Raw genomic sequence first — 10,237 nt, forward strand, 5'->3', positions numbered from 1 at the left:
CCCCCAAGGCGGCCAGGGCCGCGGCCCCGTCCGGCGGCTCCCGCCCCGCCTTCCTCGAGCGCGTCGGCGCGGCGTCGCGCCCCGCGCCCCCGAGCGCCTCGTCGGGTCGCGAGCGGCGCCAGCGCCACCAGCGCGGCCAGGCGCTGCGCGTGGCCCTCGTCGCGGTCGGCGTCGTCGCGGCCCTCGCGCTCGTGGCCCTCGTCGCACTGTTCGCCCTCAGGGACTCCCCGGTCTTCTCCATCGACGCGGTCGAGGCGGAGCCGACGGGGCACGTCACCCAGACCGACATCCAGAACCTCGTCCAGGTGCCGGCGGGCTCGACCCTGCTCAACGTGGACACCGACGCCATCGAGGCCTCGCTCAGGAAGGATCCCTGGGTGGCCGGGGTGAGCTTCGAGCGGTCCTTCCCCCACACGCTCAAGATCTCGATCACCGAGCAGCAGATCGACGCGCTCGTCGTCATGAACACGGGCTCGGTCGCGTGGTACCTCGGCGACGCGGACATCTGGATCCAGCCCACCAAGATCGAGGCGGCCGAGGGCCAGTCCGTGAACGACGCCGCCCTCGCGCAGGCGCTCGCCGACGGCTGCCTGCTCGTCACCGACGTCCCGGCGACGGTCTCGCCGGTCGCGGGCTCGGTCGCCACCGACGAGGTCCTCTCGGCGGTGGCCGCCTTCCAGGACGGCTTCACGGAGGAGTTCTCCTCGCAGATCGTGAGCTACTCGGCCGCGTCCCCGGACAGCGTCACCTGCACCCTCAAGAACGGGGTCGAGGTTCTCCTGGGCTCGCCCACGGACATCGCGGCGAAGGAGACCGTCGTCCAGAGGACGCTCGAGCAGCACCCCGGGGCGGTCACCTACATCAACGTCCGCGTGGTGACCGACCCGGCCGTGAGGCCGACGGTGCGCCTCGTCGACTCGGACAACGTCGAGGCGGGCGACGGCGTCTCGGCCGCCGCGCCCGAGGAGGGGCAGGCGACGGGCGACTCGCAGGCGACGGCCGACTCGCAGGCGGGGGACGGCGCGCAGGCGGACGACGGCGGGACGGGCGACGCCACCGCCTCGGACGCCGATGAGGCCGGCTCGGCGGGCGCGGCCGACGGGGACGAGGCGGGGGCCGAGGGACCTGTCGACGCGGGCGCAGACGCCGGCGCCTGACCTGTCGCCGAAAAGTCTCAAGGGTGAGCGGCGGTCCGTCTACCTGCGGACTTCACGATTTCATCAAACCGTTTGACGCGAGACCCTCAAGTGTGCCAAGATACGTCGCTTTCGCTAAAGCGTCGACGTTAACCTGAGCTTTAGGGTTTCTGCCAGCGCCGAGGCGACCGGCAGGAAGAAAAATCGAAAGCAGAACGCAGCACGAAAGGCCCCTTCGAGGAGGACACGATGATCAAGGACACCGACACCCTCAGCAACTACCTCGCCGTAATCAAGGTCGTGGGCGTGGGCGGCGGCGGCACCAACGCCGTGAACCGCATGATCGAGGAGGGCATCCGCGGTGTCGAGTTCGTCGCCGTGAACACGGACGCCCAGGCGCTCGCCATCTCCGACGCCGACATCAAGGTCCACATCGGCACCGACATCACCAAGGGCCTCGGTGCCGGCGCCAACCCCGAGGTCGGCAAGGAGGCCGCCGAGGACTCCCGCGACGAGATCAAGGCCGCGCTCGCCGGCTCCGACATGGTCTTCATCACCGCGGGCGAGGGCGGTGGCACGGGCACGGGCGCCGCTCCCGTGGTGGCCGACATCGCCAAGAACGACGTGGGCGCGCTCACCGTGGGCGTCGTCACCAAGCCCTTCACCTTCGAGGGCCGCAAGCGCTACAACTCCGCCATCGAGGGCATCCGCAACCTCTCCGAGAACGTCGACACGCTCATCGTGATCCCCAACGACCGCCTGCTCGACCTCTCCGAGAAGAAGACCACGATGCTCGAGGCCTTCCGCATGGCCGACGACGTCCTGTGCCAGGGCACCCAGGGCATCACCGACCTCATCACGGTCCCCGGCCTCATCAACCTCGACTTCGCCGACGTCTGCACCATCATGAAGGGCTCCGGCACCGCCATGATGGGCATCGGCACCGCCTCCGGCGACAACCGCGCCACGGACGCCGCCGAGGAGGCCATCTCCAGCCGCCTGCTCGAGAGCTCCATCGACGGCGCCACGCGCGTCCTGCTCTCCATCGCCGGCAACAAGGACCTCGGCATCCAGGAGATTAACGACGCGGCCGACCTCGTGGCCAAGAACGTCGACCCGGAGGCCACGATCATCTTCGGCACCGTCGTGGACGAGTCCCTCGGCGACCAGGTCCGCGTGACTGTCATCGCCACGGGCTTCAACGACGCCAACGTCCAGCAGACGCTGCCCACGATGACGGTCTCGCGCCCGGCGGGCCGCGAGCGCGCGGCCGCCCCGGCCGCGACGAGCGCGCCCTCGAGCCGCCCGTCGTCCTCCTCGTCCAACAACGACAAGGAGTTCGACATCCCCGACTTCCTGAAGCGCAGCCGCATCTAGCGATGCCCTCCCTCGAGAGACATCGCTCGGGCGACGTGACCCTGCTGTGCGACCCGTCGGTCCCGGGCAGGGTCACGTTCGCGTTCACCGAGCGGGCGGGCGGGGTCTCGCGGCCCCCCTACGCCTCGCTCAACCTCGGCGACCGCTGCGGGGACGACCCGGCGTCCGTGGCCGAGAACCGCCGGCGGGCGCTCGCCGCCCTCGGGGCGCAGGACCTGCTCGACCGGCTCGTGTGCCCGCGCCAGGTCCACGGCGACCGCGTGGTGGCGGTGCGCTCGGCCGAGCCCGCGGCGCTTAAGGCGGCCCGCGCCGAGGCGCTCGCCGGCGCCGACGCCGTGGTGTGCGTGGCCGACGAGGTGCCGGTCCTCATGTGCTTCGCGGACTGCGTCCCCGTGGTGCTCGTCGCGCCGGGGGGCTTTGCCGTCGTGCACTCCGGCTGGCGCGGCACGCTCGCGCGCATCTGCGCCAAGGCGGCCCGCGCGCTCGCCCGGGAGGCGGGCTGCGGGACGGGCGACCTTCTCGCCTACGTGGGCCCGCACATCGGGGCGGCGGACTACGAGGTCTCCGAGGAGCTCCTCCGGACCTTCGTGGGGGAGTTCGGCGAGGGCGTCGCCCGCGCGCCGCGCAACCTCGACCTCGCCTTCGCCGTGACCTCCGCGCTCGCCGACGCGGGCGTGGCGGCCGATCGGGTGGCCGCGTGCGACGTCTCGACGGCGCGCGCGACCGACCGGTTCTTCTCGTATCGTGCCGAGGGCGGCACCTGCGGCAGGCACGCCGCTGTCGCCCTCATGGGAAGGCGCCCCGCGGGCTGGCCCGCCGCGGGCGCCCCGGACCCGGAGGAGGGGTGGTACAGATGAGCGAGCGCGACGAGTCCTACGCCCGCTTCCTCGTGGCGCGCCGCCGGGAGATCCGCGACGCGATCGCCGCCGCGGCCGCCCGGGCGGGGAGGGACGCGGACGGCGTCTCGGTGATCGCGGTCTCCAAGACGGTCGGCTTCGACGAGGTCCTTCTCGCCCGGCGCGCCGGATGGGACGCCTTCGGCGAGAACCGCCCCCAGGAGCTCGTCCGCAAGCTCGAGGCGGCCGAGGCGTCGCCCGAGATGGCGGGCGTGCGCTTTGACATGATCGGCAACCTGCAGAAGAACAAGATCAACCAGGTGATCGGGCGCGCGTCGCTCATCCACTCGATCTCCTCGGCGCACCTCGCCGAGGCGGTCTCCACGCGCTGCGAGGCGCGCGGCATCGTGGCCGACGTCCTGCTCGAGGCCAACGTGTCCGGCGAGGAGTCAAAGTCGGGCTTCTCCCCGGACGAGCTGCGCGCGGCCGCGGAGGCCGTGGTGGCGCTGCCCGGGATTCGCGTCCTGGGGCTCATGACGATGGCGCCCGCGGGCGACCCGGACGCCGCGCGCCGGACGTTCTCCGGGCTGCGCGAGCTCGCCTGCGAGCTGCGCTCGCGCACGGGGCTGCCCCTGCCGGAGCTCTCCTGCGGCATGAGCGACGACTTCGAGATCGCGGTGGAGGAGGGCTCGACCCTCGTCCGCCTTGGCAGGTGCGTGTTCGACCAGGGCTACGCCCTGAGAGACTAGCTGGGCCGCGCGCCGGGCGCCCGGCGCGACGGACGGAAGGAGAAGAACATGGGCTTCCTCGACTCTATCAGGGACCGCCTGCGCGGCGGCTCGGATGACGGCTACTACGAGGACGACTACTACGACGAGGGCTACGAGGACGACGGCTACGCCGCCCAGCAGGACTCCCGTCGCCGCGACCCGGGCTCGAGCCCGCGCCTGCTCGGCAACACGCCGCGCCCCGAGGCCGAGAGCGTCTCGGTCTACACGCGCTCCGGCCGCCCCGTGGGCGCCGAGCGCCCCGCGAGCGCGCCCACGCGCCCGGCGCCGAGCACCTACGCCGCGCCGTCGCCCGTCGAGCCGGCCTACCAGCCGTCCTATCCCTCCGACGCCACCACGGTGATGCGCCCGACCTCCCAGGCGACGCCGGGCGACCTCGGCCTCAAGCCGGTCTCGCGCGTGAGCTCGGGGAAGCTGCCCCCCTACGTGCTCAAGCCCGTCTCCTACGACGACGTCCAGACGGTCGTGCGCCGCGTGCGCACCAACCAGCCCGTCGTCATCGTGTTCCGCAACACCAACATCGAGACCGCCAAGCGCATCCTCGACTTCTGCTTCGGCCTCTCCTTCGGCCTGGGCGGCGAGGTCCGCGAGCTCGGCGACCGCGTCTTCGCGGTGCTGCCGGCCGACGTCGACCTCTCGCAGGCCGACATCGACAAGCTGGTCGCCGACGGCGACCTCGTGCGATAGGGGGCGCCATGGGCAAGCTGGGCGTGAGCGTCGCGATCGTCGGCGCCGGCTCCATGGGCGGCGCCATAGCCCGCGGCCTCGTCGAGTCGGGCGAGCTCGACGCCTCGGCCGTGCGCGTGGCCGACAGCGACCCGGCCCGCGTCGAGGCGCTCGCCCCCAGCGGGATCGCGGGGTGCGCCGATGCTGCGGAGCTGCTCTCGGGCGACCCCGACGTCGTCATCCTCGCGGTGAAGCCGCAGGTCATCGGTGACGTCATGGCAGGCATCGCCGAGGCCGCCGCAGGCAGGCTCGTCATCTCGATCGCCGCTGGCGTGAGCACGGAGGCGCTCGGATCGGCGCTTCCGGGCTCGCGGGTCGTGCGCGTGATGCCCAACCTCCCCGTCCAGGTGCGCTCCGGCGCCACGACGGTCTGCGCCGGCCCCCGCGCGCAGGCGGCCGACGTCGAGCTCGCCCGCGAGCTCTTCTCGGCCCTCGGCACCGCGTGCGTCGTGCGCGAGGACCAGCTCGACGCCGCCGGCGCGGTCGTGGGCACGGCGCCCGCGTTCTTCTCGCTCTTCGTCGACGCGCTCACGCGCGCCGGCGTCCGGACGGGGCTTCCCGCCGCCGCCTGCCGCGAGCTCCTCGAGACCACGATGCGCGGCTGCGCCGAGCAGCTCCTCGCCGAGGGCGTGCACCCGCGCGCGTACATGGAGCGGGTGACCTCGCCGGGGGGCACCACCGCCGCCGCCCTGCGCGAGCTCGAGCCGCTGCTCGTCGAGGGGTCGGAGGAGGCCGTCGACGCGGCGCTCGCGCGGACGCGCGAGCTTGCGGGCGGCCGATAGGGGGCGGCCGATAGCGGGTACCATGACGAGAGTGACGTCTCGGATTCGAAAGGCAGGGCATGGGGCTCTACAACATCGCAGTGCTTCTTCAACGGCTCATTGACATCTACGGCTGGGTCATCGTGATCTGGTGCATCCTGTCGTGGGTGCCGCGCACCGGCTCGGGGCTCTTCGAGGACATCCGCGCCGCGCTCGGCATGCTCGTCGAGCCCTACCTCGGCCTCTTCCGCCGGTTCATACCGCCGCTCATGGGGGTCGACTTCTCTCCGATTGTGGCGATATTGGCGCTCAGCCTCATCGAGAGGCTGCTCTTCGCCATCATTTTGTAGACTGGTACGGGTACGGACACGCGGGGCAGCCCGCGTCCTGCGAAGCGAAAGGGAACAAGAATGGCAATCACACCAGCAGACATCGAGCAGCAGACCTTCTCTCCCTCCAAGCACGGCTATGACACCGAGGAGGTCGACGCCTTCCTCGAGCAGCTCTCCGCCGAGGTGGACGCGATGCTGCAGAAGATCGCCGACCTCAAGGGCCGCCTGACCTCCACCGAGCAGCAGCTCTCCGCCGCGCAGGCGCAGATCGCGAGCATGGAGGAGCACGGCTCCGCCACCGTCGCTGCGCCCATCGCCCCCGCGCCCGCCGCAGACGCCATCACCGCCTCCGAGCGCCAGATCTCCCAGGTGCTCATCGTGGCGCAGCAGTCCGCCGACAAGCTCGTCGCCGAGGCGCGCGACAACGCCGAGAAGATCCGCAACGACGCCGATGCCAAGGCCCGCGAGGTCATCCGCCAGGCGCTTGCCGAGAAGCAGAACGAGCTCGACGAGATCGACCGTCTCAAGGCCTCCCGCGAGGAGTTCCGCTCCGAGTACAAGAAGCTCCTGCAGCACTTCATGGACGACGCCGAGGCCGTCTTCCCGGCCCAGGTCGCGCTCTCGAGTGCCCCGAACGGCTCCGCCGGCACCACCCACGCCGACGCCCCTGTCTCCGCGCCCGCCCGCGTCGCCGCGCCCGCGGTCCCCTCGACCCCGGCCGTGAGCCTCGCCGACTTCGGCGACCTCGACTAGGCCCTCGCCTAAGAGCCTCTTGCGGCCCCGCGCCCCTCTTGGGTGCGGGGCCGCTTCGTCTCCGCACCGTGCCCGCGGCGCGGGCGAGAAGGACGTGCCCTTGCGAGCATGCCCCTGTGCACGGATTTCGTCGCTCAGGCGCTGATTCCGTGCGCGGGGGCATGCTCGGTGGTCCGTGTGCCCAGGCATGCCCGCGATGTTCCCACGCGCCCTTCTCGCACCCTGCCTCCTGTCGAGCATGCCTCCGGGCACGGATTGCCTCACGACCCGCCTGGCGAGAAGAACGTGCGTAGCGGCATGCCCGCGCCTCCCGCTCCCGCCCGCCGCTCGCCGATTGGCCCTGCCGAGCATGCCATCCTGCACGCTTTCGCCGAGCATGCCCCCACGCACAGTTCTGTCCTCCGGGCGGCCAAATCCGTGCTCAGAGGCATGCTCGGGCATGGCGGCGGCATGGAGACGGCCGTCATGATCGCCGCCCGCCGAAAGCCTCCGTCCGGAAGCGTGCCTCCGTGGGAGAATGGCGGCCCTTTACACCGGAGAGGGGAGGCGGGTATGAGCAGGAAGGTCGACGAGCGGATCGGGGCCGAGCTGGCGCGCGCCGAGGCGGAGGGCTCCTGCCTCGCGCCGTCGACGCGGGCGGACCGCGCCGCGCTCCAGCGGCGCGTCAGGCGGCGCCGGACCGCGGAAGAGGACCGCATCATATCCCCGGTTCCCGGGATCTACGCCCGCTGGGTCCACTGGAGCTCACTCAAGCCCCCGCAGCGTGCCCTCGCCATCATCCGCGGGCTTGCCGCGCTGCACCCCGACTGGGTCTTCTGCGGGCCCTCGGCCGCGCTCGTCCGAGGCATCTCCGTCTCCTGGGCGTCGCTTCGAAGGACGCACGTGGTCTGCGGCCCGCGCGACGGCAAGAGGCTCGCCGCCCGTATCGTCCGTCATCAGGTCGACGTGGGGGAGGCCGAGGTCGTGGACGGCATTCGCGTGACCTCGCTCGAGCGCACCGCGTTCGACTGCATGCGCGACGCGAGCTTTCCCGACGCCCTCGCCGTCGCGGACTCCGTGCTCCGGCTGACCGGGATGGGGCGCGGGGCGCTCCGACGGCTGCTGCGCCGCTCCTTCGCGGGTCACCGCGGCATCGCGCGCGCACTCGCCACCTGCGACTGGGCCGACCCCCGCGCGGAGAGCGGCGGGGAGCCCGTGGCCCGGGCCATCATGATTGAGCGCGGGGTGGCGCTCCCGGGCATCCAGGTCCGCCTTGCCGACCCGCTCGACGAGGACGGCTGGTTCAGGATCGACTTCACGTGGCTCGGCAAGAACGGGAGGCCCGTCGCGGGGGAGTTCGACGGCCTGGTCAAGTATGTCGACCCCGCGTTCATGGGCGGCCTCGACCTCAGGGCGGTCATCGCCGGCGAGCGCCGTCGCGAGGCCCGTATCACCGCCTATGACATGCGCGTGGCGCGCTTCTCGCTCAGCGAGGTGGAGAACGAGGCGAGCTTCTGGCGCTGGGTGCGCCTCTATGGCATCCCCTTCGGGCCCCCGCCTGAGCGCCGCCACGGCGTTCCCGTGCGCGCCCTGGTCGGAGGGTGGAATCCCTCGTGCGGGGCCGGGGAGATGGACCTCGGCGCATGGCGGCTCGAGTACCAGGTGGTCGCCGCCTGACGCCCGCCCGCATCGGCCGACCAAGCCCCCGCTCACGCCTCTGGCCCCCGCGGCCCGAAGCCGTGCGCCGGGGCATGCCCGGGTGGCGCGGGACGGCGCGGGCGAGAAGGACGCGCCCTCGCGAGCATGCCCCCTCGCATGGACCGCCCGACCATGCCCCCATGCACGGTTTGGGCCGATCAGGGGGCGATTCCGTGCATGGGGGCATGCTCGGGGCACCCGGGTGCGGATGTGCTCTCGCCGCCCCCGGCGTAGCGGGCCGGCGCCGGGCCGCCGTCGTCCGAGCGGGGGTCGAGCTCCGTCAGGCGGCCCCGCAGCCGCGCGGGGACGAACTTCGCCCGCGGGTCGTAGCCGCGCTCCGCCGCCTCGCGCCCCGGGAGCGAGACGCGGTCGTAGAAGCGCTTCCAGAGGGCGCGGACGTAGCGCTCGTCATCGGCGAGGTCGTCCTCACCGAGCGCGGAGAGCCGCTGCGCCAGCCCCTCGTCGAGGCGCACCACGACGCATCGGGCGGCGCGCGCCTCGTGGAAGGCCGCCACGCGGTGGGCGGGGTCCACGAGGCAGAAGCGCTCGGGCCCCATGCGCCGGGCGAAGTGGCCCGCCACGAGGGGCACGGTGTCCGCCGCGGGCTCGACCGCGGCGATCCACGAGCCGTCCGGCCTTCTCGAGAAGCGCGCGAACTGCCTCGTGTGCTCCACCTCGCCGAGCACGTATCGGGCGAGCTCGTCGACCGCGAGCGCCCGCTTGTCCGTGGCGCGCGCGTGCAGCTCGTGCGGCCGGGAGAAGCCGAGTCGCAGGTAGCGGTGGACGGCCTCGGGCGCGGCCGGGTCGTCCGAGGCGCAGGCGAGAAGGGCCCGCCGCGCGCACTCACGGCCCGTCCTGCGCCTGAAGCCCTTGATCACCCGCTCCGAGAGCCTGACCACGCCCGCGTCCGCGGCGTCGAGCGGGCCGAGCGCCACCTGCCCCAGGCGCGGCTGGACGGCGTCCGCCCGGCAGAGCTCGAGCGCCCCCTCGCCCACGTGCGCGAGGTAGCCGACCCCCACCGAGGCCACCACGCCCTCGGCCCCGGGCGCGCAGGCGAGAAGGACGCCGTAGCGCCGCGCGGCCTCGGCGACTGCCCCCACCATGCGCTCGACCTCAGAAGAGGCGCATCTGGGCGCCCTCGAGCTCGGCGCGTCTCCTGTTGTAGGCGCTTCCTCGCGCATCGCTCACCAGCCTCTCGCGTATGAGCCCCTCGTCGAGCGGGCTCCTCTCGTCCCGGACGCCCCCGCACGTGAGGAAGTGCCGCGCCCTCCGGAGCGTCACGCGCAGCGCGCGCAGGTCGTCGAAGGTCACGGGCCCGCGCGCCCGGGCGGCCACGATCCGCCGGGCGCCCACGGGGCCCACGCCCGGCACGCGCAGCAGCAGCTCGAGCGGCGCGTCCATCACCTCCACGGGGAAGCGGTCCATGTGCCGCAGGGCCCAGGCGAGCTTGGGGTCCACCTCGAGGTCGAGCCACGGCTCCTCCTCCGTGACGAGCTCCCCCGGCTCGAAGGCGTAGTAGCGCATGAGCCAGTCCGCCTGGTAGAGGCGATGCTCGCGCCGCAGCGGCACGGGCGTGCCGGGCTCGGGGAGCCGCTCGTCGTCCATGAGCGGCATGTAGGCCGAGAAGAACACGCGCCTGAGGTCGAAGCGGTCGTAGAGCGCCTTGGAGAGGGCGAGGACGTGCCGGTCGTCCTCGGGCGTGGCGCCTACGATGAGCTGCGTCGACTGGCCGGCCGGGGCGAAGGCGCGCCCCCGCGGGCCCACCCGTGCGCGCGGGCGCGTGGTGAGCGCGAGCGCGGAGCCCCGGCCCGCGGCGAAGAGCGGCAGGGGCCCGGCGGGGGAGGGCCGCGC

Annotated in this window: 10 protein-coding genes and 1 pseudogene; 9 read left to right on the plus strand and 2 right to left on the minus strand. The window is 72.9% G+C overall.

Annotated features, from left to right (window positions below; translation table 11 throughout):
- The 9 genes from H6A23_RS10965 to H6A23_RS11005 all read left to right on the plus strand — a co-directional run.
- Positions 1 to 1,157, plus strand: a 1,157-nt coding sequence (locus H6A23_RS10965) for a cell division protein FtsQ/DivIB (RefSeq protein WP_204832212.1), incomplete at its 5' end; no start/stop codon positions are given.
- 228 nt (positions 1,158 to 1,385) lie between these two features.
- Positions 1,386 to 2,513: a cell division protein FtsZ gene (gene ftsZ / locus H6A23_RS10970; RefSeq protein WP_204832213.1), complete on the plus strand. Its 1,128-nt coding sequence runs from the start codon at positions 1,386 to 1,388 to the stop codon at positions 2,511 to 2,513.
- Between the two features lie 35 nt (positions 2,514 to 2,548).
- Complete coding sequence (locus tag H6A23_RS10975; RefSeq protein ID WP_353653068.1) at positions 2,549 to 3,370, plus strand: polyphenol oxidase family protein; 822 nt, start codon at positions 2,549 to 2,551, stop codon at positions 3,368 to 3,370.
- Positions 3,367 to 4,098, plus strand: coding sequence for a YggS family pyridoxal phosphate-dependent enzyme (locus tag H6A23_RS10980; RefSeq protein ID WP_204832215.1), 732 nt, complete (start codon positions 3,367 to 3,369; stop codon positions 4,096 to 4,098). The genes H6A23_RS10975 and H6A23_RS10980 overlap by 4 nt, the downstream gene beginning before the upstream one ends.
- 48 nt (positions 4,099 to 4,146) lie before the next feature.
- Entirely contained in the window at positions 4,147 to 4,824 is a 678-nt protein-coding gene (locus tag H6A23_RS10985) for a cell division protein SepF (RefSeq protein WP_204832216.1), read from the plus strand.
- Between the two features lie 8 nt (positions 4,825 to 4,832).
- Positions 4,833 to 5,645, plus strand: coding sequence for a pyrroline-5-carboxylate reductase (proC, locus tag H6A23_RS10990; protein ID WP_204832217.1), 813 nt, complete (start codon positions 4,833 to 4,835; stop codon positions 5,643 to 5,645).
- A gap of 59 nt (positions 5,646 to 5,704) precedes the next feature.
- Positions 5,705 to 5,974, plus strand: a complete 270-nt coding sequence (locus H6A23_RS10995; RefSeq protein WP_204832218.1) for a YggT family protein — start codon at positions 5,705 to 5,707, stop codon at positions 5,972 to 5,974.
- Between the two features lie 60 nt (positions 5,975 to 6,034).
- Positions 6,035 to 6,709 (plus strand): DivIVA domain-containing protein, encoded by a 675-nt coding sequence (locus H6A23_RS11000; protein WP_204832219.1) that lies wholly within the window; start codon positions 6,035 to 6,037, stop codon positions 6,707 to 6,709.
- Between the two features lie 552 nt (positions 6,710 to 7,261).
- Positions 7,262 to 8,365 (plus strand): hypothetical protein, encoded by a 1,104-nt coding sequence (locus H6A23_RS11005; protein ID WP_204832220.1) that lies wholly within the window; start codon positions 7,262 to 7,264, stop codon positions 8,363 to 8,365.
- A gap of 179 nt (positions 8,366 to 8,544) precedes the next feature.
- Here the strand turns inward: H6A23_RS11005 and H6A23_RS11010 are convergent, their stop codons facing one another.
- Positions 8,545 to 9,489, minus strand: coding sequence for a TIGR03915 family putative DNA repair protein (locus H6A23_RS11010; RefSeq protein ID WP_204832221.1), 945 nt, complete (start codon positions 9,487 to 9,489; stop codon positions 8,545 to 8,547).
- A 10-nt stretch (positions 9,490 to 9,499) separates the two neighbouring features.
- Positions 9,500 to 10,237, minus strand: a pseudogene (locus tag H6A23_RS11015) (putative DNA modification/repair radical SAM protein); the annotation flags it as partial.

Source organism: Olsenella uli, from assembly GCF_016900775.1.
Taxonomy (GTDB): domain Bacteria; phylum Actinomycetota; class Coriobacteriia; order Coriobacteriales; family Atopobiaceae; genus Thermophilibacter; species Thermophilibacter uli_A.